At 69.5% G+C, this 23,392-nt stretch carries 22 protein-coding genes and 1 riboswitch; of the genes, 9 read left to right on the top strand and 13 right to left on the bottom strand.

Going from position 1 to position 23,392, the window contains the following annotated elements; genetic code table 11:
• Positions 1-4 precede the first annotated feature (4 nt).
• Positions 5-208 carry a CDP-alcohol phosphatidyltransferase family protein gene (locus tag ED92_RS25515; RefSeq protein ID WP_037342760.1) on the bottom strand — a complete coding sequence of 68 codons (204 nt, stop codon included), beginning with the start codon at positions 206-208 and terminating at the stop codon, positions 5-7.
• Positions 209-267: 59 nt separating this feature from the next.
• Between ED92_RS25515 and ED92_RS25510 the strand changes: the two genes are divergently transcribed.
• From ED92_RS25510 to ED92_RS25500, 3 genes are all read left to right on the top strand, one after another.
• Positions 268-1,233: a quinone oxidoreductase gene (locus ED92_RS25510; protein ID WP_037342758.1), complete on the top strand. Its 966-nt coding sequence runs from the start codon at positions 268-270 to the stop codon at positions 1,231-1,233.
• 183 nt (positions 1,234-1,416) lie between these two features.
• The gene (locus ED92_RS25505) at positions 1,417-2,460 is read left to right on the top strand and encodes an alpha/beta hydrolase (protein ID WP_037342756.1); all 1,044 of its coding nucleotides are present in this window, start codon (positions 1,417-1,419) and stop codon (positions 2,458-2,460) included.
• 79 nt (positions 2,461-2,539) lie between these two features.
• A complete protein-coding gene (locus ED92_RS25500; RefSeq protein WP_037342754.1) occupies positions 2,540-4,015 on the top strand; it encodes an amino acid permease in 1,476 nt (491 codons plus the stop codon).
• Here the strand turns inward: ED92_RS25500 and ED92_RS25495 are convergent.
• Positions 3,990-5,042, bottom strand: coding sequence for a nitronate monooxygenase (locus tag ED92_RS25495; RefSeq protein ID WP_037342753.1), 1,053 nt, complete (start codon positions 5,040-5,042; stop codon positions 3,990-3,992). The two genes, ED92_RS25500 and ED92_RS25495, sit on opposite strands and share 26 nt — an antisense overlap.
• Before the next feature lie 152 nt (positions 5,043-5,194).
• On the opposite strand from ED92_RS25495, the gene ED92_RS25490 reads away from it, so the two are divergent.
• Positions 5,195-6,958, top strand: a complete 1,764-nt coding sequence (locus ED92_RS25490; protein WP_037342751.1) for a family 20 glycosylhydrolase — start codon at positions 5,195-5,197, stop codon at positions 6,956-6,958.
• 58 nt (positions 6,959-7,016) lie between these two features.
• The gene (locus tag ED92_RS25485) at positions 7,017-7,463 is read left to right on the top strand and encodes a pyridoxamine 5'-phosphate oxidase (RefSeq protein ID WP_037342749.1); all 447 of its coding nucleotides are present in this window, start codon (positions 7,017-7,019) and stop codon (positions 7,461-7,463) included.
• Between the two features lie 50 nt (positions 7,464-7,513).
• Here ED92_RS25485 and lepA read toward each other — a convergent pair whose 3' ends face one another.
• A complete protein-coding gene (gene lepA, locus ED92_RS25480) occupies positions 7,514-9,355 on the bottom strand; it encodes a translation elongation factor 4 (RefSeq protein ID WP_037342747.1) in 1,842 nt (613 codons plus the stop codon).
• 113 nt (positions 9,356-9,468) lie between these two features.
• Here lepA and ED92_RS25475 point away from each other — a divergent pair, with 113 nt between their 5' ends.
• Positions 9,469-10,056, top strand: a complete 588-nt coding sequence (locus tag ED92_RS25475) for a class I SAM-dependent methyltransferase (RefSeq protein WP_052120860.1) — start codon at positions 9,469-9,471, stop codon at positions 10,054-10,056.
• On the opposite strand, the gene ED92_RS25470 is transcribed toward ED92_RS25475, so the two are convergent.
• Both ED92_RS25470 and ED92_RS25465 read right to left on the bottom strand, forming a co-directional pair.
• On the bottom strand, positions 10,053-10,427 hold the full coding sequence (locus ED92_RS25470; RefSeq protein ID WP_037342745.1) for a VOC family protein: 375 nt from the start codon (positions 10,425-10,427) through the stop codon (positions 10,053-10,055). The two genes, ED92_RS25475 and ED92_RS25470, sit on opposite strands and share 4 nt — an antisense overlap.
• A gap of 23 nt (positions 10,428-10,450) precedes the next feature.
• The gene (locus ED92_RS25465; protein ID WP_037342744.1) at positions 10,451-11,356 is read right to left on the bottom strand and encodes an EamA family transporter; all 906 of its coding nucleotides are present in this window, start codon (positions 11,354-11,356) and stop codon (positions 10,451-10,453) included.
• Between the two features lie 332 nt (positions 11,357-11,688).
• Between ED92_RS25465 and rpsT the strand changes: the two genes are divergently transcribed.
• A complete protein-coding gene (gene rpsT / locus ED92_RS25460) occupies positions 11,689-11,949 on the top strand; it encodes a 30S ribosomal protein S20 (RefSeq protein ID WP_005158599.1) in 261 nt (86 codons plus the stop codon).
• Between the two features lie 52 nt (positions 11,950-12,001).
• On the opposite strand, the gene holA is transcribed toward rpsT, so the two are convergent.
• On the bottom strand, positions 12,002-12,985 hold the full coding sequence (gene holA / locus ED92_RS25455) for a DNA polymerase III subunit delta (RefSeq protein ID WP_016332404.1): 984 nt from the start codon (positions 12,983-12,985) through the stop codon (positions 12,002-12,004).
• A gap of 135 nt (positions 12,986-13,120) precedes the next feature.
• Positions 13,121-13,254, top strand: a riboswitch (SAM riboswitch).
• Between the two features lie 13 nt (positions 13,255-13,267).
• On the opposite strand from holA, the gene thrC reads away from it, so the two are divergent.
• The gene (thrC, locus tag ED92_RS25450; RefSeq protein ID WP_005158594.1) at positions 13,268-14,533 is read left to right on the top strand and encodes a threonine synthase; all 1,266 of its coding nucleotides are present in this window, start codon (positions 13,268-13,270) and stop codon (positions 14,531-14,533) included.
• Positions 14,534-14,563: 30 nt separating this feature from the next.
• Here thrC and ED92_RS25445 read toward each other — a convergent pair whose 3' ends face one another.
• From ED92_RS25445 to nadD, 7 genes are all read right to left on the bottom strand, one after another.
• Positions 14,564-16,969: a ComEC/Rec2 family competence protein gene (locus ED92_RS25445; RefSeq protein WP_037342739.1), complete on the bottom strand. Its 2,406-nt coding sequence runs from the start codon at positions 16,967-16,969 to the stop codon at positions 14,564-14,566.
• Entirely contained in the window at positions 16,966-17,688 is a 723-nt protein-coding gene (locus ED92_RS25440) for a ComEA family DNA-binding protein (protein ID WP_037342737.1), read from the bottom strand. The genes ED92_RS25445 and ED92_RS25440 overlap by 4 nt, the downstream gene beginning before the upstream one ends.
• A gap of 145 nt (positions 17,689-17,833) precedes the next feature.
• Positions 17,834-18,679 carry a DegV family protein gene (locus tag ED92_RS25435; protein ID WP_037342736.1) on the bottom strand — a complete coding sequence of 282 codons (846 nt, stop codon included), beginning with the start codon at positions 18,677-18,679 and terminating at the stop codon, positions 17,834-17,836.
• 10 nt (positions 18,680-18,689) lie between these two features.
• A complete protein-coding gene (gene octT, locus ED92_RS25430) occupies positions 18,690-19,418 on the bottom strand; it encodes a diglucosylglycerate octanoyltransferase (protein ID WP_037342735.1) in 729 nt (242 codons plus the stop codon).
• Between the two features lie 3 nt (positions 19,419-19,421).
• On the bottom strand, positions 19,422-20,036 hold the full coding sequence (locus tag ED92_RS25425; protein WP_037342734.1) for a histidine phosphatase family protein: 615 nt from the start codon (positions 20,034-20,036) through the stop codon (positions 19,422-19,424).
• Positions 20,033-20,437 carry a ribosome silencing factor gene (gene rsfS / locus ED92_RS25420; RefSeq protein WP_037342733.1) on the bottom strand — a complete coding sequence of 135 codons (405 nt, stop codon included), beginning with the start codon at positions 20,435-20,437 and terminating at the stop codon, positions 20,033-20,035. Before rsfS ends, ED92_RS25425 begins: the two co-directional genes overlap by 4 nt.
• A gap of 22 nt (positions 20,438-20,459) precedes the next feature.
• Positions 20,460-21,092 carry a nicotinate-nucleotide adenylyltransferase gene (gene nadD / locus ED92_RS25415; RefSeq protein ID WP_081975916.1) on the bottom strand — a complete coding sequence of 211 codons (633 nt, stop codon included), beginning with the start codon at positions 21,090-21,092 and terminating at the stop codon, positions 20,460-20,462.
• 161 nt (positions 21,093-21,253) lie between these two features.
• Between nadD and ED92_RS25410 the strand changes: the two genes are divergently transcribed.
• Positions 21,254-23,359 (top strand): RecQ family ATP-dependent DNA helicase, encoded by a 2,106-nt coding sequence (locus ED92_RS25410; RefSeq protein ID WP_037342730.1) that lies wholly within the window; start codon positions 21,254-21,256, stop codon positions 23,357-23,359.
• The last annotated feature ends 33 nt before the right edge of the window (positions 23,360-23,392 follow it).

The raw sequence follows: 23,392 nt of genomic DNA, 5'->3' as shown, positions 1-23,392 counted from the left end.
CAGCTTAGGACGGCCGGTCGGAGTCGTTCGCATCGCGGGCGGTGCCGAAGCGCCGGGCGACCTTTCCGAAGATCGTGTCGAGCACCCAGGCCGCGACCAGGCACAGCGGCACCACGACCGCCATGACCAGCACGAACTGCACGGGGAACGGGGCCTGCGCGAGCCACAGTTCGACGCCGTCCCACCAGTCCGCAAGCCCGTTGAACACAGTGTGAGCCTACGCTCGCATCCAGTGCCGTCACCCGTCAGGCCATGTAAGTTGCTGCCATGTTCGCCGTTTACGCTTCCGAACCCAACGCCGAAAAGCCGCTGGACTCGCTGGTGATCGGCGAGCGGCCCGAACCCGAGGTCCCCGAAGGCTGGGTGCGGGTCAACGTCAAGGCCGCCAGCCTCAACATGCACGACCTGTGGACGTTGCGCGGCGTCGGCATCAAACCCGAGCAGTTCCCGATGATCCTGGGCTGCGACGGCGCGGGCACCCTCGACGACGGCACCGAGGTCGTCGTCCATTCGGTGATCAACGCCCCGGGCTGGCAGGGCGACGACACCCTCGACCCGAAGCGCACCCTGCTCACCGAGAAGCACCAGGGCACCTTCGCCGAGCAGGTCGTGGTGCCGGCGCGCAATGTCGTTCCGAAGCCGTCGGGCCTGAGCTTCGCGGAGGCCGCGACCATGGGCACGGCGTGGCTGACCGCGTACCGGATGCTCTTCGTGAAGTCCGGGCTGCGGCCTGGGCAGACGATGCTCGTCCAGGGCGCCTCCGGCGGCGTCTCGACCGCGCTGATCCAGCTCGGGCGTGCGGCCGGTTTCCGGGTCTGGGTCACCGGGCGTAGCGAAGAGAAGCGTGCGCTGGCCGAGAATCTGGGCGCACATCAGACCTTTGAGTCCGGCGCGCGGTTGCCGGAGCGGGTCGACGCGGTCTTCGAAACCGTCGGCAAGGCGACCTGGTCCCATTCGGTGAAGTCGCTGAAGCCGGGCGGCATCATTGTCGTCTCGGGCTCGACCAGCGGTCCGGACGCTCACGCGGAGTTGCAGCGCGTGTTCTTTCTGCAACTGCGCATCGCGGGTTCGACCATGGGGACCAGGGACGAGCTGAACGATCTCCTCGCCTACCTGGAGCTCACCGGGGTCCGCCCGCAGATCGGTGCCGAACTGCCGTTCGCGGAAGCCGAAACCGGGTTTAAGAACATGCTCGACGGGGAAACTTCAGGAAAGGTCGTCTTCACGCATTGATCGGAGGGGTGAGTCCGCCCCCTCGCCGTGATCAAGCGCGCACACAAGCGCACGTTCGCGCGTTCCACGCAGGTCAAACAGCTATTTCGCGGTCTTGTCAAGTGTCAAGAACGTTATGACTTGGCGAGCTTCTTACAACCAAAGTTCGACCAAAATCCGACCTCTCGCGGTTAGCCTGGAACCATGACCGCATCGCAGCGGCCCGAACCGGCGGACCCCGGGGGCCGGACCACCACCGACACCGACCCGATCCGCGTCTCGTTCCGGCGCTACGCCGGTGTCCGCACCAGAGTGCTCGAAGTCGGGCCGCAGCCGGTGGAATCCACCGACCGCGCCCCTCGGCGGATGCTCGGCAAACGGGCCACGGCGCGCGGGCAGGTCAAGCCGACCGCGCCGAGGCTGGTGCTGCTGCACGGCTACTGCGACAGCGCCGACACCTGGCGCCCCGTTCTGGAGCTGCTCGCGGCCGCCGGTGTTCCGGCGGTCGCGGTCGATCTGCCCGGATTCGGTGACGCTCAGCCACTGCGGCCGGGCCCGATGCTGCCGCAGCTGGACGCGTTCACCGCGGCCGTGGTCAAGGAGCAGGCCGTACTCGGCACGGTGGTGCTCGCCGGCAACTCGCTCGGCGGCACGATGAGCCTGCGGGCCGCGGAGAACCACCGGCTGCCGGTCGCCGGCGTGGTGTCGATCGCCGCGCCCGGTTTCGTGGACAGCTGGCTCATCCGCACCGTGGCCCGGTACCCGCTGCCGCTGCGGATGTACTCGGCCCTGCCGCTGCCGATCCCCGGCTTCCTCGTGCGCGCCGTCGCTGAGCAGGTCGTCCCCCGGCTCCTGTACGCCGACTCGGCCGCAGCCGACGCCGCCCAGGTGCGCCGGTTCACCTCATTGTTCCCGGACTACCGCTCCACCACCACCAGGCTCGAACAGGCGAGGCAGCTCGTCGAGGAGCTGGCGAACGCGTACCGGCTCGAAGAGGTCCGTGTCCCGCTCCTGGTGGTCGTCTGCGGCAAGGACAAGCTGGTCAGCGCCGCCTCCGGACGGCAGCTGCACGCGCTGGTCCCGCACAGCAGGCTGATGGTGCGTGAGGACTGGGGCCACTGCCCGCAGCTGGACGACCCCGTCGAGATCTCGGAGCTGCTCACCTACTTCTCCGCCGGCGCCTCCAGGCCGTCGAAGATCGCCGCTCGCGTGGCGGCCGAAGTGAGCGAGGACACCGTCGCCGGATAGGTGCGATCGGCCGTCTGCCAGTACGGTGCCCTTCGGACTGTGACCCAGTCCGAAGGGCACAACCTGTTGGGAGACGACGATGTCCGCACCGCGCAGCCTGGGCTCGGGATCCGGGATTTTCCGCCGTAAACCGATCGATCAGATCCAAGAACTCAGTGGGGGCGGAGGGCTTCAACGCACGCTGGGCCTGCGGCAGCTGACCGCGATCGGCGTCGGCGGCATCATCGGCGCGGGGATCTTCTCCCTGGCCGGCGCGGTCGCGAACAAGACGGCCGGACCCGCCGTGCTCATCTCGTTCCTCATCGCGGGTATCGCCAGCGCCGCCGCCGCGTTCTCCTACGCCGAGTTCGCCGGGCTGATCCCCCGTGCCGGGTCGGCCTACACCTACGGCTACACCGTGCTGGGCGAGATCGTCGGCTGGTTCATCGGCTGGGACCTGCTGCTGGAGTACACCGCGATCGTGGCGGTGGTCGCGATCGGCATCTCCGGCTACTTCAATGAGCTGCTGGGCTACCTGAACATCGAGCTCCCGACCTGGATGCTGGGCGCTCCGGGCACCGAAAAGGCCGGTGTCGAACCGGGCTCCTACAAGATCAACCTGTTCGCCGTGCTGCTGTGCCTGCTGATCGCCTTCATCCTCAACCAGGGCATGAAGAACGCGGCCCGGTTCGAAACGCTGCTGGTCTACCTGAAGGTCGGCCTGGTCCTGCTGGTGATCGTCGTCGGTGTCTTCCACATCAACAGCGACAACTACTCGAACTTCTTCCCGTTCGGCCTCAGCGGCGCGTTCACCGGAGCGGCGACGGTGTTCTTCGCGGTCTTCGGATACGACGCCATGTCCACCGCGGCCGAGGAATCGACCGACTCCCAGAAGCACATGCCGAAGGCGATCATCTACTCGCTCGCCATCTCGATGGTGCTCTACGTGCTGGCCTGCCTGGTCCTGACCGGCATGGTCAACTACAAGGACATCGACAGCGAGGCCGCTTTCTCCAGCGCCTTCGCGGGCCTCGGGATGAAGTGGCTCGGCCTGATCATCGCCGTGGGCGCGATCATCGGTATCACCACGGTGCTGTTCACCTTCCTCATGGGCGCGAGCCGCGTCGGCTACTCGATGAGCCGCGACGGCCTGCTGCCCAAGTGGTTCGGCAAGACCCACCCGGTGCGCAAGGTGCCGAGCCGGATGACCTGGGTGCTCGGTATCGCGTCGGCGGTCATCGCCGGTCTGCTGCCCATCGGTGAGGCCGCGGAACTGACGAACATCGGCATCCTGCTCGCGTTCGTCGTCGTCTGCGTCGCGGTGATCGTGCTGCGCTACAAGCAGCCGGACCTGCCGCGCTCGTTCAAGACGCCGGGCATGCCGATCGTGCCGATCATCGGGATCGTCTTCTCGATCTGGCTGATCACCTTCCTGAACCCGGAGACCTGGCTGCGGTTCGCGGCCTGGTTCGGCATCGGCCTGATCATCTACTTCGCCTACAGCCGCCGTCACTCGGTGATGAACACGAACAACGGCGACGCGAAGCAGGTCAGCGGAGACGACTCAAACGCGTAGCGGCTTCGCGGGCTTCGGCCTGGAGGCGTTCGACGATCGACGCCGCCGGACCGGAGCCCGCGAGTTCGTAGGTCTGCCCCGCGTAGAGGGACATGATCTCGGGGTCGCCCGCCTTGCCCGCCGCCGCGCGGATCGGCTTGGTCAGGTTGTTGACCTCCGGATACGCCGACGGTGCGGTGGCCGAGAAATCCGCGACCGCGCGGTTGACCAGTGACCGGGCGGGACGTCCGCTGAACGCCCGGGTGAACGCCGTCGGCCTTCCCCCGTCCGCCAATGCCTGCCGATGCGCGGGCTGGGTCCCGGCCTCGTCCGCCCGCAGGAACGCGGTACCCAGCTGCGCCGCGACGGCTCCCGCCGCCAGTACCGCCGCGATGTCGGCGCCGTGAACGAGCCCACCGGTCGCGACGAGCGGCAGATCCGTCCGCGCCGCGACCAGCCGGAGCAGGCTCAGGACGCCATACTGCGCACCCCCGCCTTCGGCTCCGGGCTCGTCGGCGAAAAGCCCTCGATGCGCTCCGGCCTCGAACCCCTGGACCACGAGCGCGTCCGCACCGACGGCTACGGCCCGATCGGCCTCCGCCGGGCTGGTGACCGTGACGGCCACCTTGCTCCCGTTGGCGTGCAAGCGTTCGACGTCCTCGGTCGACGGCGTGCCGAACGTGAAGGAAACGACCGGCACCTTCCGCGCCAAGACGACCTCGAGCTTCGCGGCATAGGCGTCGTCGTCCCAGCGTGGCTCGCCGGGTTCGACGCCGAGGCGCTCGGCCTCCGCACGCCAGCGCTCGATGTGCGCACCGAGATCCGCGTCGGCGGCGGAGCCACCCGATACGAAGAGGTTCACGCCGAACGGTTCAGCGGTCAGCTCGGCCGTCTTGGCGATCCGGTCCGAGAGGGCGTCGGCGCTCAGATAGCCCCCGGCCAGGAAGCCGAATCCACCCGCCGCGGTCACCGCGGCCACGAGCTCGGGAGTGGTCGGCCCGCCCGCCATCGGGGCCGCGATCACGGGGAAACGCAAGTCTTCGAACACGTTTCCGACGATAGTCCCGTCGCGGCGACACGCATTGTGACGTTCGAGTCACTCCAAGGTTCGCTCGTGGTGGTCTAGACCTTTAACGGCGAAAATGCGACGATCGGACGGTCGTGACGCACGTCACGCCCTCGTCCCCCTTGGAGGCCCCGGTGAAGACCTTGAGAGCGCGGCTGGGTCGCGCCTTCGTCGGGGTGGCGCTGCTCGCCGGCGCCACCACCGCTGCCGCCCCGGTCGCCGACGCGGCCACCCCGCCGCTGCAGGCGATCGTCCCGGTCCCGGTCTCGGCCCAAGCGGTCACCGGCTCCGACCACACCTTGACCGCGAACACCAAGATCTACACCCAGGCCGGGTCGGCACAGGCCAAAGCCGTCGGTGAGTACCTCGCCGGGATCTTCCGCACGTCCACCGGCTTCCCCCTGCCCGTCGCCGACGCGCCGTCCGGCACACCGGCCGACGGCATCTCGCTCCTCCTGTCCGGCGCGGACACCCGCGTCGGCGACCAGGGCTACCAGCTGAACTCCACGTCCGCGTCGGTCATCCTGCGCGCGACGACGGCACAAGGTCTCTTCGGCGGCGTCCAGACGCTGCGCCAGCTGCTGCCCGGCAAGATCGAAAGCCCCACGGTGCAGCAAGGTCCTTGGACGATCCCCGGCGCGAACATCCTGGACTACCCGCGCTTCGGCTACCGAGGCGCGATGCTCGACGTCGCCCGGCACTTCCACCCGGTCGCCACGGTCAAGCGGTACATCGACCAGCTGGCCCAGTACAAGATCAACAACCTGCACCTGCACCTCGCCGACGACCAGGGCTGGCGCATCCAGATCGACAGCTGGCCGCGGCTGACCACCTACGGCGGCAGCACCCAGGTCGGTGGCGGCGCCGGCGGCTACTACACCAAGGCGCAGTACACGGAGATCGTGAACTACGCGGCCTCGCGGTTCATCACGGTCATCCCGGAGATCGACATGCCGGGCCACACCAACGCCGCCTTGGCTTCGTACGCCGAGCTGAACTGCAACAACACCGCCCCGCCTCTGCGCACCGACACCGCCGTCGGCTACAGCTCGCTCTGCATCTCGAAGGACATCACCTACACCTTCGTCAACGACGTCATCCGTGAGGTCGCCGCGCTGACGCCCGGACCGTACTTCCATCTCGGCGGCGACGAGGCCCAGGCCACCAGCGACACGGACTACCGCACGTTCATGAACCGGGTGCTGCCGATGGTGGCCGCCGCGGGCAAGCAGGTCGTCGGCTGGCACGAGATCGGCAAAGCCACCCTGCCCGCCACCGCGACCCCGCAGTTCTGGGGCACGACGACGTCCAGCACGGAGGTCTCCAACGCCGTCGCCCGCGGCAGCAAGGTGATCCTGTCGCCGGCGAACAAGGCGTACCTGGACATGAAGTACAACTCCAGCACGCCGATCGGGCTCTCGTGGGCCGGCTACATCGAGGTCCAGGACGCCTACAACTGGAACCCGGGCGCCTACCTCTCCGGTGTACCCGAATCCGCCGTCCGCGGCGTCGAATCCCCGCTGTGGACCGAAACCGTGGCGACCCCGGCGAACATCGACTACCTCGCCTTCCCCCGGCTCCCGGCGCACGCCGAACTCGGCTGGTCGCCGTGGTCGACGCACGACTGGAACACCTTCCGGGTGCGCCTCGGCGCGCAGGCGCCGCGCTGGCAGGCGCAGGGCCTCGACTACTACAAGTCGAGCCAGGTGCCCTGGGAAACCGGATCAGGTAACCCGGGCACCTGCACGCTGCCCGCGTGGGACCGTGCGTCGGTCTATACCGGCGGAGCGACCGTGTCCCACAACGGGCACAAGTGGACGGCCCAGTGGTGGACACAGGGCGAAGAACCCGGAACGACCGGCCAATGGGGCGTCTGGCGCGACAACGGCACCTGCTGACCCGCCTCGTGGTCCCGCTCGGCCCCTGCACCGGGCCGAGCGGGACTACGGTGGTCCCATGGCCGCAGACCTCGAACTCGTCCGCACTCTTTCCTTGCGTGAAAACGGACTCGCGACCGTCTCGACGGTTCGCTCGGACGGCACCGTCCATTCCTCGGTGGTGAACGCAGGGGTCTTCGAAGACCCGGTCACCAAGGCACCCGGAGTCGCCTTCGTGGCAATGGGCGGAGTGAAGAAACTCGACCTGTTCCGCCGGGCCGGCCACGCCACGATCACCTTCCGGCGCGGCTGGGAGTGGGCGGCGGTCCAGGGAAGCACCCACCTCATCGGCCCGGACGACCCGGATCCGGCCTTCGACCCCGCCGGTCTCCCCAAGCTGCTGCGCGAGGTCTTCATCGCGGCGACGGGGACCCACGACGATTGGGACGAGTACGACCGTGTGATGGCCGCCGAACGCCGTGTCGCCGTCTTCGTCACCGCGAACCGGATCTCCGGGAACCGCTGATACGAAAAGGCCGCCCGGACGGTGATCCGGGCGGCCTTCGCGAGTATCGGCTACTTCTTCTTGCTGCCGGCGTCCTCAGTGGACAGAGCGGCGACGAACGCCTCCTGCGGGACCTCGACCCGGCCGACGGTCTTCATCCGCTTCTTGCCTTCCTTCTGCTTCTCCAGCAGCTTGCGCTTACGCGAGATGTCACCGCCGTAACACTTCGCGAGCACGTCCTTGCGAATCGCGCGGATGGTCTCGCGGGCGATGATCCGCGACCCGACGGCCGCCTGGATCGGCACCTCGAACTGCTGCCGCGGGATCAGCTCGCGCAGCCGCGTCGCCATCCGGTTGCCGTAGCCGTACGCGGCGTCCTTGTGCACGATCGCCGAGAAGGCGTCGACGGTCTCCCCCTGCAGCAGGATGTCGACCTTGACCAGATCCGCGATCTGGTCGCCGCCCTCTTCGTAATCGAGCGACGCGTAGCCGCGCGTACGCGACTTTAGCGTGTCGAAGAAGTCGAAGATGATCTCCGCGAGCGGGATGTTGTACCGCAGCTCGACGCGGTCCTCGGAGAGGTAGTCCATCCCCAGCAGCGTCCCGCGCTTGGCCTGGCACAGCTCCATGATCGTGCCGACGAACTCCGACGGCGCCAGGATGCTCACCTTGGAAACCGGCTCGTGGACCTCGGAGATCTTCATCCCGGACGGCCAGTCCGAGGGGTTCGTCACCACGACCTCGCTCTTGTCCTCGAGCACGACGTTGTAGATGACGTTCGGAGCGGTCGAGATCAGGTCGAGGCCGAATTCGCGTTCGAGCCGGTCCCGCGTGATCTCCAGGTGGAGCAGGCCGAGGAAGCCGCAGCGGAACCCGAACCCGAGCGCCACGGAGGTCTCCGGCTCGTAAGCGAGCGCGGCGTCGTTGAGCTGGAGCTTGTCCAGTGCCTCACGCAGTTCGGGGTAGTCCGAACCGTCGACCGGGTAGAGGCCGGAGTAGACCATGGGCTTCGGCTCGCGGTAGCCCGCGAGCGGCTGCTCGGCGCCCTTGCGCTCGGAGGTGACGGTGTCGCCGACCTTCGACTGACGGACGTCCTTCACCCCGGTGATGAGGTACCCCACCTCGCCGACCCCGAGCCCCTTGCTCGCCTTGGGCTCCGGCGAGATGATCCCGACCTCGAGGAGTTCGTGGGTGGCGCCGGTGGACATCATCTTGATCCGCTCGCGCGGCGTGATCTTGCCGTCGACGACCCTGATGTAGGTCACGACGCCCCGGTAGGTGTCGTAGACCGAGTCGAAGATCATCGCGCGGGCGGGCGCGTCCGCGTCGCCGACCGGCGCCGGCACCTGCCGCACGCATTCGTCCAGCAGTTCGGTCACGCCCATGCCGGTCTTGGCCGACACGCGGAGCACGTCCGAAGGTTCGCAGCCGATGATGTGCGCCAGCTCGGCCGCGTACTTGTCCGGGTCGGCCGACGGCAGGTCGATCTTGTTCAGCACCGGGATGATGTGCAGGTTCTTCTCGAGCGCCAGGTAGAGGTTCGCCAGCGTCTGCGCCTCGATCCCCTGAGCGGCGTCGACCAGGAGAATCGCCCCTTCACAGGCCTCCAAGGCCCGGGAGACCTCGTAGGTGAAGTCCACGTGGCCCGGGGTGTCGATCAGGTGCAGGACGTGGTCCTGGCCGTCGACCTTCCAGGGCAGGCGCACGTTCTGCGCCTTGATGGTGATCCCGCGTTCCCGTTCGATGTCCATGCGGTCGAGGTACTGAGCGCGCATGGCCCGCTCCTCGACCACGCCGGTGAGCTGCAGCATGCGGTCGGCCAGGGTCGACTTGCCGTGGTCGATGTGCGCGATGATGCAGAAGTTCCGGATGAGCTCCGGGGGCGTGAAGGTCGTGTCGGCGAACGTCGTCAACGGGTTTCCTCGCGAAGGTCGGGGTGTGCCACCTCTATGGTCCCATGCCGCTCCGGGTGCGAGTGGGGGTCATCCCCGATGCGGCCCGTGATGAGCTGTGGTGCCCTCGAAGTATGAGTACTTCACTGTCCCAAATGCTCGACCGGACGTTCGGTCGTCCCCGGGGACTGCTCGGCCGGTTCGGCGGGCGGGCGATGGCGCACGGCAACGCGGCCACCGAGCTTCGCGTCGTCGAGCTGGCGTCGATCGAGTCCACCGAGACCGCCCTGGTCGTCGGCCCCGGCCCCGGAATCGGCCTGCAGGCCACGGCCGAACGCGCGGCCCGGACGATCGGTGTCGACCCCTCGCAGGAGATGCTCGCGCGATCCCGTCGCCGCTGCGGCGACGAAGTGGAGCTGCGGCAGGGCACCGCGGACGCCACAGGTGAGCCCGACGACAGCGTCGACGTGGTCCTGAGCGTCAACAACGTGCAGCTGTGGGACGACCGGGCGGCCGGGTTCGCCGAACTGTTCCGGGTGCTGCGCCCCGGCGGCAGGCTGCTACTTTCGTCGCACGAGAAATGGTTGCCGGTGTCCCGGCACGAGCTGGCCGACGAGGCGGCCGCCGCCGGCTTCGTCGATCTGCAGACCTGGACCTGGGACCCGCCGGGCTTCGGCGCCTCCCTCGCCGCTCAGCTGCGCGCGATCAAGCCACTCGCCTAGCGAGGGTCAGTGCGCAGCGGATGCTCACGCGGCACCTCGACCAGCACGATCCTGGTGCCGTCCGGGTCGGCGATCCACGCCTCGTCCAGCCCCCAGGGCTCGCGCCGCGCGCCGCGAACCGGTTCCAAGCCCTTCTCCGCGAGTTCTCCGAGCGCCGCGGGCAGGTCCCGGACCTGAAGCCACAAGGCGACGTCAGGGGTCGGGCCGGTCTCTCCGGTGCCGACGATCTCGATCGACCCGTTCCCGGCGAAGAACACCGTCCCGCCGGGGAACTCCTTGTCGATGGCCAGGCCCAGGGTGTCCCGATAGAACGCCGTCGACACGTCGAGGTCCTTCGGGTGGATCAGCACCCTGCTGCTCAGCACGTCCATGGCTCAATCCCTACCGGATGGGTTCAGGCCATCGCAATCGCGGCGATACCCGCCAGCACCACCACCGACCCGGCCAGCCGTCGGACGGCGTTCGCCTCCCCCAGGACCAGCCAGGCGGCGATACCGCCCAAGACGATGCTCAGTTCCCTCGCGGGCGCGACGAGGCTCACCGGGGCGACCTGGAGGGCGTAGAGCACCAGCAGGTAGGCGACGGGCGAGAACACGCCGACGATGACGACCTCGCGCTTGTGCTCGCGCCAGAGCCACGAGATCTCCTCGCGGTCCTTCAGCGCGTACGGCGCCATAAGCAGGCTCTGCACGATCGCGCCGGTTCCGAAGTACACGATCGGCGGGACCCCGAGACCGGTGACCGAATGCGCGTCCCACAGCGTGTAGGCGGCGATCGTGAGACCGGTCAGCAGGCCGTAGACCAGGCCCTTGCGGCGAGCGACACGGTCGGCGGCGTCGGCGTGGGCCGGTGCCCGCCCGGTCCCGATCACCAGCACCCCGGCGACCACGAGGAACGCGCCCACCAGGCCGAGGATCCCCGGCCGCTCGCCGAGCAGCACGACGGCGGCGAGCACCGAGATCAGCGGCCCGGTCCCGCGGGCGACGGGATAGACGACGGACAGATCGCCGACGGCGTATCCCCGTTGGAGGACGATGCCGTACGTGACATGGAACACGGCGGTGACCACGGCGGCGAACAGCCAGGTCCACTGTGGACGTTGTGGTTCCACGGCCAGCGAGACCGCCATGACGGGGACGAGCAGGATCGCGGAAAGGCTGTAGTACGCCCAGACGAACCTGGCTCCGCCGCGGCGGATCCGCTTGGCGGCGAGGTTCCAGCCCGCGTGGATGACGGCGGCGATGACGACGAAGGACAGAGCGGTGGCGTTCACAGCGGACCTTTCATGTTTTCCGCGCATGCGGAAAACCCGGTCCTCCAGGCTTTTGTCCCGTCAGATGAACGGCGGCGCTTCCGGCTCCGCCGATGGTGCCGCTCGGACCGGTCCCGTCTGCCCTGATTGTGTGTTTCGCTGAACGGGCAGGCGGCGGAACCCTAGGCACTACGATCTTCACCGTACCGCAAGCAGCCCTTCCGAGGCTGGCGCGAGCCGTGCCGGGACGGCTGTTAAGCTTGCCTTTCACCGTCGTGTGGCATTCCGTCATGGAGGAAACCCGCGCCGCTCCCACGAGCACGCAGGGCCGGTCACAGCGCGGCGGTGAAACCACCGAGAGATTCAAGAGGAGCGCCCCCGTGGCCAACATCAAGTCGCAGATCAAGCGCATCACCACCAACGAGAAGGCGCGTCAGCGCAACCAGGCGATCCGGTCCTCGGTGAAGACCGCGATCCGCAAGTTCCGCGAGGCCGCCGACGCCGGCGACAAGGCCAAGGCCCTGGAGCTGCAGAAGGACGCGGCCAAGAAGCTGGACAAGGCCGTGACCAAGGGCGTCATCCACGCCAACCAGGCCGCCAACAAGAAGTCCGCGCTCGCGAAGCGCGCGAACTCTCTCTGATCGGCTTTCGAAGGGCCCCGGCGACTCGCGTCGCCGGGGCCCTTCGCCGTTCTCAGCGGCTTGTGCCGTGGGCGTCGACGACCTCCAGGACAGCGCGCTCCAAGGCGTACTCCGGGTTGGCCGCCACGCCCTTGACCTCGGCGTTGAGCCGGGCGACCACGCGCATCGCGGTGGCCAGACCGTCCTGCCCCCAGCCGCGGGCCTGCCCCTGCGCCTTGCGGACCTTCCAGGGCGGCATCCCCAGCTCGCCCGCCATCTGATTCGGGTTGCCGCGACCGGCGCCGGACACTCGCGCGATCGTGCGGACGGCGTCGGCGAGCGCGTCCGCGACCAGCACGTGCGGTACGCCCAGCTGCATCGCCCAGCGCAGCGACTCCAGCGCCGCCGCCTTGTCACCGGCGACGGCCTTCTCGGCGACGGCGAAACCGTTCACGTCCGCGCGGCCACGGTGGTAGCGCCGGACGGCCTGCTCGTCGACCGCCCCGCCGGCGTCCGCGACGAGCTGGGTCGCCGCCGACGACAGCTCGCGCAGATCCGAGCCGACGGCGTCGATCAACGCGAGCACGGCCGCACCGTCGATCTTCCCGCCGACCCGGCGGACCTCGTTGCGGACAAAGGATTCCCGCTCGGCGGCCTTGGTCAGCTTCGGGCACTCGACGACCTCCGCGCCCGCCTTCTTCAAGGCGGCTGGAAGCCCTTTCGCGGCCTTGCTCCGGCCGCCTCCGCTGTGCACGACGACGAGCACGATGCCGTCGGCGGGCGCCTTGACGTAGGCCATCACCCCGTCGGCGAGCTCCTGCGAGATGTCGTGCGCGGATTCGAGGACGATCACCCTGCCCTCGGCGAACAGCGAAGGGCTGACCATTTCCGCAAGCGCCGGGACTGTGAGGTCCGACACCCGGATCCGGGTGAGATCCGCCGTCGGATCGGCCGCTTTGGCCGCGTCCGAAGCACTGCGGACCGCACGTTCGATCAGCAGCTCTTCCTCACCGAGAACCAGGACCAGCGGCGATGGGGCGGAAGCTTGCGTCGTCACGGTGACGATCCTGCCACTCGTCCTCTCGTGTGCTTTGTCCGGTGATGTGTTCCGGGCACGGTGGCCCCACCTGAGGCTCATGTCGTACGGTGTTGGCGAGGCGACGCGCTGACGCGCGTGCCGACAATCGAATACCGCTCATCCAGAGGGGCAGAGGGAACGGCCCGATGAAGCCCCGGCAACCGGCGTCAGCCTGTCATCCCGCGATCGCGGGGTAGCTGACGAACACGGTGCCAATTCCGGCCCGCCACCGGCGGGGCAGATGAGGAAAGGAACCTCGCGATGACCGCAACCCTCGGCACGACCTCCACCACCAAGACCCCGGATCTCGGACCGGCCGTCGAACTGGTGTCGAAGGAAGAGGGACATCGGCAGCCGCTCGCCCCCGAATTCGTTTCCGCCGAGGACTTCTCGCCGCTCGAGGTCGCCTACGACTTCGGCCGCGTGCGCCGCGAGGACATCGAAGCCGGACCGAAGAACATCTGGCGCTACAAGAAGCTCCTTCCCGTTCCGTCGAATGTCGAAGAAATCCCCAACACCGAACCCGGCGCCACCCGGCTCATCCAGGCCGACAGGCTCGCGAAAGCCTTGGGTGTCAAGAAGGTCTGGGTCAAGGACGACACCGGGAACCCCACCCACTCGTTCAAGGACCGCGTGGTCGCCGTCGCACTGGCCGCCGCCCGCGAATTCGGATTCGACGTGCTGGCCTGTCCGTCGACCGGCAACCTGGCCAACGCCGTCGCCGCCGCGGCGGCCCGCGCGGGCTGGCGGTCGGTCGTCCTGATCCCGAAGACCCTCGAACGCGCCAAGATCCTCACCACCGCCGTGTACGACGGCGACCTGATCGCGGTCGACGGCAACTACGACGACGTGAACCGGCTCGCCACCCAGCTCGCCGCCGAGCAGGAGAGCTGGGCGTTCGTCAACGTGAACGTCCGGCCCTACTACTCGGAAGGCTCCAAGACGCTGGCCTTCGAGGTCGCCGAACAGCTCGGCTGGCGGCTTCCCTCCCAGATCGTGGTGCCGATCGCTTCCGGTTCCCAGCTCACCAAGGTGGACAAGGGTTTCCGCGAGTTCGGTCAGCTCGGCCTCGTCGACGAGACGCCGTACAAGGTGTTCGGCGCGCAGGCCACCGGCTGCTCCCCCGTCTCGGCGGCCTTCCGGGCCGGCCACGACGTCGTCCAGCCGGTCAAGCCGGACACGATCGCCCGGTCGCTGGCGATCGGGAACCCGGCCGACGGCCCCTACGTCCTCGACGTGGTCAACCGCACCGGTGGCGCGATCGAAGACGTCACCGACGAAGAGGTCGTCGAGGGCATCCGGCTGCTCGCCCGCACCGAGGGCATCTTCACCGAGACCGCGGGCGGCGTGACCGTCGCGACGGCCAAGAAGCTCATCGAGACCGGCAAGCTCAACCCGGACGAGGAGATCGTCCTGCTGATCACCGGCGACGGCCTCAAGACCCTCGACGCCGTCGAGGACAAGATCGGCCCGAAGGCCACCGTCAGCGCCTCGGCCGACGCGGTCCGCGAAGCTCTGGGTATCTAAGCTCGGGCATCTCAGTTCCCGCGGCCCGCCTCAGGAACGAGGCGGGCCGCGGGGCTCACCCCGGCGTACCAGGGCGAGGCCTCGCCCGTCCGCGACCACCGCGGTGTCGCCGTCCGTGTCCGTTCTGGCGACCGACGCGCCGACGGCCACCAGGCTGTCCAAAGTGGACTTGTTCGGATGGCCGTAGGTGTTTCCGGCACCGACGCTCACCAACGCGGCCCGCGGTGCGACGGCGTTGAGGAAATCCGGTGCCGTGTAACGACTTCCGTGGTGCGGGACCTTCAGGATCTCGGCACGCAGATCGGCGCCCTCGGCCATCAGGTCGGACTGCGCGGCGAGCTCGATGTCGCCTGTCAGCAGCAACCGGCCCGCCGGGGTCCCGGCGCGCAGGACGACCGAACCGTTGTTGATCACCGTGCCGTCCTGTTCACGGACCGACCGCCGGGTGACATAACGCGGCCCCAGTACGTCGAGTGACAACGCCTGCCATTCCAGCCGTTGTCCGATCTCCAGCTCCAGCAAGGGAATCCCGCGCCGCGCCGTCTCGTCCGCGACCTGCTGCCACGCCCAGGCCGGAGCCCGTCCCGGGCCGACGGCGACCGCACCGACCGACCGGCCCTCGAAGACGGATCCGAGACCGCCGATGTGGTCGGCGTGCAGATGACTCAGCACGATCAGCGGCACGCGGTCCACGCCGAGCCTGCTCAGGCATTCGTCCACCGGTCCCGGTTCCGGCCCGGTGTCGACCAGGACCGCCCTCCCCTGCTCACCTGTGGCGAGGACGACGGCATCGCCCTGTCCGACGTCACAGGCGACGGCGTTCCACGCCGGCGGTGGCCACGCCGGTGCCAGCACACGCACCGGTACGAAGACGACCAACCCGGTGGCCAAAGCGATCGCCAGCAGGATCCGCCCGTGCCGCAACCGGATGACGACGAGCAGCACGGCGAGCAGTCCGGCCGCCAAAAGCCCGCCCCACCAGCCATCCGGCCAGTCCACGACGGCTCCCGGCGCCCGGGCGCCGTGGCGGGCCACGGTGACGAGCCAGCTCGCCTCGGGTTCGGTCAACCGGACCAGCAGCCGGCCCGCCGACGGCCACCACGGTCCGACGGCGGTGGCGAGCACGCCGAACACGGTGGCCGGGGCGACCACCGGCGCGGCGAGCACGTTGGTCAGCACCGAGACGAGCCTGACCGATCCCGCCATGCCCGCGATGACCGGCGCTGTCATCACGAACGCGGCCAGCGGGATGGCCAGCCCCTCGGCGTAACCGGCCGGAACACCGCGTCCGACCAGCCACTCCGCCCATTTCGGTGCCAGCAGTACGAGCCCGGCCGTGGCGAGCACCGAAAGCGCGAACCCGAAGTCGGCGGCCATCGCCGGATCGGCCACCACGAGCCCGGCCACCGCGAACGCCAGCGCGGGCAGCGCCGAACCCCGGCGCCCCAGTGCCAGCGCCAGCAGGCCGACCGCCCCCATCACCCCGGCGCGGAGCACGCTGGGCGCGGGCCCGGCGAGGACCACGAACCCGGCAAGCCCCACGGCGGCCGCGGTGGCGGAAGTCCGCGGCCCGACCCGGAGCACTCTCAGCAGGAGCAGGATCGCGCCGCAGACGATCGCCACGTTCCCACCGCTCACGGCCATCAGGTGGGACATGCCGGAGTCGGTGAACTCGTGTTCCACCCTCGGGGAGAGCGTGCTCGTGTCCCCCACGACCAGTCCGGGCACGAGACCGGCCTCTTCCTCCGGGAGGACGGCGCACAGGTCCCGGAGCCCGGTGCGCAGCGATTCCGCGGCTCGCTGCCACCAGGGCGCCGGTCCTGCGTCCGACGGCGGGCCTCGCACCGAGAGGACCGCGACCGTCAGTTCGGCCCCCTTCGCCGGCGCGAGCCGCCCGGAGGCGGTGACCTGCTGCCCGGGCAGCAGGTCCTTCCACCCCTCGGCGGGAGCGAGCAGGAGGATCCGGCCGGCCGAATCCACCGCCCGCTCGCCCGTCACCGCGGCGTCCACCGTCGCGGCGATGACCACCAGGCGGGTGCCCGCCCGGCGATCAGCGTATCCGGCACCGCGGACCGGACGTGGCCGCTCGGTGACCACCACCCTCGTGGTGGCGTCGCTCCCCCGTGCGGCGGCGGCACGGAGGTCGTCGTGCTCGGCGGCCCGGATCCGCAGCGCCACCGGGCCGGCGGTGAGCACGCCGAGGACCGCCAGGGCACCCAGGCCCGCCACCCACCGGGACGCCGTCCGGCGGGCACGGACACCGGCGATGATCGCGAGCACCACGGCGGCCGTACCGAAGAGCATCGTGATCCACCAGCCGGCGAGAAGTCCGGAAAGAGTGCCGAGCCAGGCCGTCGCCGCGGCCGGTAACAGCCGCAGGTCCTGACCTCGCCACGACGCGGTGTCCACTTCGGACGGATCGGCGGACGGGTTCATCCGACGGACACCAATTCCCGGAATTTTCGATACTTGCTTTCGCCGATCCCTTCTACGTCACGGAGTTGCTCGACGGTGGTGAACCCGCCGTGCCCGGACCGCCAGTCGATGATGCGTTTCGCCATCACCTCGCCGACCCCGGGCAGCGTGTCGAGTTGCTCGGCCGTGGCCGTGTTCAGGTCGAGCTTCCCCGTCGGTGCCGCCGTTCCGGCCGCGGCCGGAACGGGGACACCGACGGCCACCTGCTCACCGTCGGTGAGCCGCCGGGCCAGATTCACTCCGGTCAGATCCGTTCCGGGCTGTGCCCCACCGGCCGCCGTGAGGGCATCGGCGACCCGTGCGCCCGGAGGGATCGTGACCAGGCCGGGTCTGAGTACCCGGCCGACGACGCTGACCACCAGAGGCGCCTTGCCCGCCGCGGCGGGGACGTCTCCGGCGGCCTTCGCCGACGGCAGGGGCGGCACGGTCTCCGCCCCTGGCCGGTGTCCGAACAAGGCGATCGCTCCGGCCACGATCACGGCCACCGCGATCAGCACGGCCACCACGGCGAACCACCGCCGGTTCACCGGAATCCCGTCCGCCGTGAACCGGGCGGGCACCCAGCGGCGTGCGAGCCTGCCCGCGGGCGGGCCCTGGGTGGGCGACGACAGCTGCGCGGCCAGCCACGCCAGCCTGGCGTTGACGGAGGGACCCGGTGACCGGGCGGTTTGGTCGAACACGTGAACGACGCTACGGAGCGGGGACGGCGGGCGGCAGTGGAGAATCCCGAGGCTGTGGACAAGTGGGGTGTTGTGGACAACCCGGCCGCGGCCGAGGCCGGATCGCCGTTTTCCGTCGGGACCGTATGGGACGCTGGCGGGTTCCCTAACCCGCGCGCTGGATCACCACACCGAGCACACCGGGTCCGGTGTGGGCCCCGATGACGGCGCCGATTTCCGAGACCACGCACCCTTCCGGGCAGTCGATGGACTCCTCGAGCCGGTTGGCCAGTTCGACGGCACGCTCGGGCGAAGCCAGATGGTGGACGGCGATGTCGGCGAGCCCGCCTTCGGCCGCCTTCACGGCGAGCTCGACCAGCCGCGCCACCGCGCGATTCATCGTCCTCACCTTTTCCAGGGGCTGGATCCGGCCCTCGGACATGTGGAGCACCGGTTTCACCGCGAGCGCCGTGCCGAGCAGGGCGGCCGCGGGACCGATCCGCCCGCCGCGGCGCAGGTATTCGAGGGTCTCGACGGCGAACAGGGTCTCCGAGCGGCTCACCGCGTCGACCGCGGCCGCCTCCACCTCGGCCGGATCCGCTCCGTCCGCGGCGGCGCCCGCCGCGCGCAAGGCGGCGAACCCGAGTCCCATCGCGGTGCTGCGCGAATCGACCACGCGCACCTTGTCCGGTCCGACCTCCTGGGCCGCGAGCACCGCCGCCTCCCAGGTCCCCGACAGCTCCCGGGACAGGTGGACCGACACGACGGCGTCCGCTCCTTCGGCCAATGCCGCCCGGAACTCCTTGACGAACTCGGCGGGGGTCGGCCGGGAGGTCGTCACCAGGCTGCGTTTGCCGAGCGCCTCGGCCAGGGCCGCGGGCCCCATCTCGACGCCGTCGAGGAAGACGACGCCGTCCACGAGGACATGCAGCGGGACCACCCGGATCCCGTTCCGTTCGGCGAAGCCTTCCGGCAGGTGGGCGGTGGAATCCGTGACTACGGCGACCGACACGGCAGCCAGCCTACGTTGCCGAGGGGCGGAGCACCGGGGCCATCAGGCGGGCCATTTCCGCGCCGACGGCGGCATGTCCTTCCCACCCCCAGTGCATCCCGTCCGGATTGCCCCGTCCGCTCAGCACGTGGTCGCCGACGACGGCTCCGAGATCCAGCAGCGGGACGTCCGCGCGACGACCCCATGCGGCGATCGCGGCCGCGGCACCGGCGCGGGCGGTGTGCACGCGACCGTAGGCGTCGGACCGGTGGACCGACGGCAGGATGCCGAAGACCGGCAGGTCCGGTCGCAGCGCCCGTAAGGCCCCGACGGCGGTGTCGAGGTACTGGACGGTGAGCTTCGACGGCAGGACCGCCGGACGTCCTCGGAATGCGATCGCGAGCCGCGGCTGGGCGGCGAGATACGCCTTGCGCGCCACTCGCCGCAATGGGTCGGGCCGCAGGTACCGCAGTCCGGTGCGCAGGTAGGTGGGCAGCGGCGAGGGCAGCGTGTCCATGCTCCCGACGGCCAGGACGACGGCGTCGACGTGATGGAGATCCGCCCAGACCCGCGGGTCGCCGATCAGCGACCACCAGGCGTCACGGGCGGTCCAGCCGAACCCGGCGACGAGATCCACGCCACCACCACCGAGTGCTTCGGCGGCGACGTTGGGCCACAGGCGCGCGTCGTCGGCGGCGTGCGGGCCGTCCGGGCCGTGGAAACTGAGGGAATCGCCGAACACGAGCAGGCGCGGGGCCATGGATCAGCCGGTGATTCCCGCGTTGTAGGCGGCCAGGCGCCAGTTGCCGTCGCGCCTGGTCAGCTCGACCCAGTGGCAGTTCGCGATCCCGCCCAGCGACGGCCACGACTCGACCGGCAGGCCGAGCAGTTTCGCGGTCAGCGCGATGATCAGGCCGCCGTGCGTGGCCAGCAGTACCGCGTCGCCCGCGTCGGAATTGGCCTGATCCAGGTCCGCGACGACCTCGAGCGCGCGTTCGGCGACGTCGACCCGTGACTCGCCGCCGGGCGGCGCCCAGGTCGCGTCGACGCGCCAGCGGGCACGTTCGCCGGGGTACGCCTCGTCGACCTGCTGGCCGGTGAAGCCCTGCCATTCACCCAGATGGGTTTCGCGCAGGCGCTTGTCGATGCGCAGCGGGACGCCGATGGCCTCGGTGAGCACCGTGGCCGTGTCGGTGGCGCGGCGCAGATCCGAGGCGATCACCAGATCCGGCGAGAACCGGGCGAGCGCGGGAACGGCGAACCTGGCCTGGTTCCAGCCGACCTGGGTCAGCGCGGAGTCCAGATGCCCCTGCATCCGGCCCGCCGCGTTGTAATCGGTCTCGCCGTGGCGCCAGAGCACCAGCCGCCGCGGGCTCACGAGGCGCCTTGCGCGTCGGCGGGGTCCTCCTCGGCGGGTGTCTCCAAACCTTCGACCTCGATCCGCGGGCAGTCCTTCCAGAGCCGCTCGAGACCGTAGAAGGAGCGCTCCTCCTGGTGCTGGACGTGGATGACGACGTCGACGTAGTCCAGCAGGACCCAGCGGCCTTCGCGGGCGCCTTCGCGGCGGACGGGCTTGTGCCCGTTGAGCCGCAGCTGTTCCTCGACGTTGTCGACGATGGCGCCGACCTGGCGCTCGTTGGGCGCGGACGCGATGACGAAGGCGTCGGTGATGACAAGCTGGTCGGACACGTCCAGCACGACCACGTCGCTCGCCTTCTTGTCCGCCGCCGCATGGGCGGCCGCTACGGCCAGCTCTCGTGCCTCGGACGTGGCTGTCACAGTTCTCCTCAAACAGATGGCTTTACTCGCGGGTGCGCCCGACGAGGGTACCCGGTGGGGAACCCCGGTCTTTGCGATAGAGGTCCTTTTTGGCGATGTAGCGCACCACGCCGTCGGGGACGAGGTACCAGACGGGCTCCCCGCCTTCGACCCGTTCACGGCACGCGGTGGACGAGATCGCCATCGCGGTCACCTCGACCAGGCTCACCTTCCCGCTCGGCAGATGCTGCGAGTTGAGGCGGTAACCCGGCCTGGTGACGCCGATGAAATGCGCGAGGTCGAACAGCTCGTCGGCGTTGCGCCAGGTGAGGATCTGTTCGAGCGCGTCCGCGCCGGTGATGAAGAACAGCTGGTCTTCCGGGTACTCCGCGCGCAGGTCGCGCAGGGTGTCGACGGTGTAGGTCTGTCCGACGCGGTCGATGTCGACGCGGCTGACCGAGAAGACGGGGTTGGACGCCGTCGCGATCACCGTCATCAGATAGCGGTCCTCGGCACGGGTGACCACCCTGTCGGACTTCTGCCACGGCTGACCGGTGGGCACGAAGATGACCTCGTCGAGCGCGAACCGCGACTGGACCTCACTGGCCGCGACGAGGTGCCCGTGGTGAATGGGGTCGAACGTGCCGCCCATGACCCCGATCCTGCGTGGTGACATGAGTCGTGAGCCTATACAGCGCGCGAGGCTTCACGCTCGGGTCGCCGGACCCACCGACCAGGCGTGATCTGGATCACATTACAGTCGGTTCCATGGATGAACGGCCCGTTCACGACTTCCCGGTCGCGACTTCGTCGGTGGCATGGGGTAGAGGTGGGGACGTGGACACATCGACTCTCCGGGATCGCGCCGAGACCCTCCTCCAGTCGTTGGCGGGCGAGGGCGCCCGGCTGCGTGACGACCAGTGGACGGCCATCGAGGCGCTGGTCGCGCACCGCCGTCGCGCGCTCGTCGTGCAGCGCACCGGCTGGGGCAAGTCCGCGGTGTACTTCCTGGCCACCGCGTTGCTGCGGGAGCGGGGCAACGGCCCGACCGTGATCATCTCGCCGCTGCTCGCGCTGATGCGCAACCAGATCTCCGCGGCGGCGAGGGCGGGCATCCACGCGGCGACGATGAACTCCGCGAACCCGCAGGAGTGGGATCAGGTCCAGGCCGCGATCGCGGCGGGCGAGGTCGACGTCCTGCTGGTCAGCCCGGAACGGCTCAACAACCCGGACTTCCGGGACACCGTCCTGCCGAAGCTGACCGCGAGCGCCGGCCTGCTCGTGGTCGACGAGGCGCACTGCATCTCGGACTGGGGGCACGACTTCCGGCCGGACTACCGGCGGTTGCGGACGCTGCTGAAGGATCTGCCCGACGGCGTCCCGGTACTCGCCACCACCGCGACCGCGAACGACCGCGTGGCGACCGACGTCGCCGAACAGCTCGGCATCGGCAATGGGGGCGACACCCTCGTCCTGCGCGGCAGTCTGGACCGCGAAAGCCTGCACCTCTCGGTGGCCAAGCTGCCCACGTCGCAGGCCCGGCTCGCCTGGCTGGCCGAGCATCTGGAGGAGCTGCCGGGCTCCGGCATCATCTACACGCTCACCGTCGCCGCCGCCCACGACGTGGCGGGCCTGCTGACCGAACGCGGCTATCCGGTCGCCGCCTACACCGGGAAGACCGACCCCGCGGACCGTCAGGCGGCCGAAGACGATCTGTTGAACAACAACGTCAAGGCGCTGGTGGCCACTTCGGCGCTGGGCATGGGGTTCGACAAGCCGGATCTGGGCTTCGTCGTCCACCTCGGGGCTCCGTCCTCCCCCATCGCGTACTACCAGCAGGTCGGCCGTGCCGGACGTGGCGTCGATCGCGCCGAAGTGATCCTGTTGCCGGGCCACGAGGACAAGGACATCTGGGCGTACTTCGGCTCGCTCGCGTTCCCGGACGAACTGCGGGTGACCCAGGTGCTCAACGCGCTGGCGTACGCGGACCGTCCACTCTCGACACCCGCGCTCGAACCGTTCGTCGAGCTGTCCCGGTCCCGGCTGGAGATGGTCCTCAAGGTGCTGGACGTCGACGGCGCCGTCCGCCGGGTGAAAGGCGGCTGGGAAGGCACCGGTGAGGAGTGGCGGTACGACAAGGAACGCTATGCGCGGGTGAGCGCGGCGCGGACCAACGAGCAGAACGCCATGCTGGCCTACCTCGAAACCGACGGCTGCCGGATGGAGTACCTGCGGAAGCAGCTGGACGATCCGGAGGCGACGCCCTGCGGACGGTGCGACAACTGCACCGGTAAGCATTGGGACACCACGATTTCCGACGACGTCGTCGACGCCACCCGGCAGCGGTTGCGCCGGCCGGGGGTCGAGGTGGCGCCGCGGAAGATGTGGCCGACCGGGATGGCGGGGCTGGAGGTCCCGCTCTCCGGACGGCTGCCGGCGGGCGAGCAGGCCGAAACCGGCCAGGTCGTCGGGCGGGTGACCGACGTCGGCTGGGGCACACGGCTGCGCGAGCTCGTCGGACCGTCCGCAGTGGACACCGAACTCCCCGACCCGGTCTTCCAAGCCTGCATCGAGGTACTCAAGGGCTGGCAGTGGTCCGAGCGTCCGGTCGCGGTCGTGGAGGTGCCGTCCGCCACCCGGCCTCAGCTGGTCCACAGTCTGGCGACGAAGCTGGCGTCCATCGGGCGGCTCAACTACCTGGGCGCCATGACTTCGACGGGGCCGCCCCCGAGTCAGGCGAACAGCGCGCAGCGGCTGGCCGACCTGTGGAATCGCCTCGGCCTTTCCGAAGGGCTCGCCGCCGAGGTCGCCTCGGCCGAGGGGCCGATCCTGCTGGTCGACGACCTGATCGACACCGGATGGACGATGACCCTGTCCGCCCGCTTACTTCGCCAGGCCGGGGCTCGCGCCGTTCTGCCGTTCGCGCTCGCGAGTACTTCGTAACGAGGATCCCGATCCCGACATTCGACAGGTTCT

Origin of the sequence: Amycolatopsis sp. MJM2582, assembly GCF_000754115.1 — a bacterium.
Classification (GTDB): domain Bacteria; phylum Actinomycetota; class Actinomycetes; order Mycobacteriales; family Pseudonocardiaceae; genus Amycolatopsis; species Amycolatopsis japonica.
This window is presented reverse-complemented; position numbering and strand designations above follow the sequence as displayed.

Bases quoted from the DNA above. Each gene is read 5' to 3' on its own strand.
- ED92_RS25510 (WP_037342758.1), top strand. From the start codon at position 268: ATGTTCGCCGTTTACGCTTCCGAACCCAACGCCGAAAAGCCGCTGGAC.
- ED92_RS25505 (WP_037342756.1), top strand. From the start codon at position 1,417: ATGACCGCATCGCAGCGGCCCGAACCGGCGGACCCCGGGGGCCGGACC.
- ED92_RS25500 (WP_037342754.1), top strand. From the start codon at position 2,540: ATGTCCGCACCGCGCAGCCTGGGCTCGGGATCCGGGATTTTCCGCCGT.
- ED92_RS25485 (WP_037342749.1), top strand. From the start codon at position 7,017: ATGGCCGCAGACCTCGAACTCGTCCGCACTCTTTCCTTGCGTGAAAAC.
- ED92_RS25475 (WP_052120860.1), top strand. From the start codon at position 9,469: ATGAGTACTTCACTGTCCCAAATGCTCGACCGGACGTTCGGTCGTCCC.
- ED92_RS25470 (WP_037342745.1), bottom strand. From the start codon at position 10,427: ATGGACGTGCTGAGCAGCAGGGTGCTGATCCACCCGAAGGACCTCGAC.
- ED92_RS25465 (WP_037342744.1), bottom strand. From the start codon at position 11,356: ATGCGCGGAAAACATGAAAGGTCCGCTGTGAACGCCACCGCTCTGTCC.
- thrC (WP_005158594.1), top strand. From the start codon at position 13,268: ATGACCGCAACCCTCGGCACGACCTCCACCACCAAGACCCCGGATCTC.
- ED92_RS25445 (WP_037342739.1), bottom strand. From the start codon at position 16,969: ATGAACCCGTCCGCCGATCCGTCCGAAGTGGACACCGCGTCGTGGCGA.
- octT (WP_037342735.1), bottom strand. From the start codon at position 19,418: ATGGCCCCGCGCCTGCTCGTGTTCGGCGATTCCCTCAGTTTCCACGGC.
- nadD (WP_081975916.1), bottom strand. From the start codon at position 21,092: ATGTCACCACGCAGGATCGGGGTCATGGGCGGCACGTTCGACCCCATT.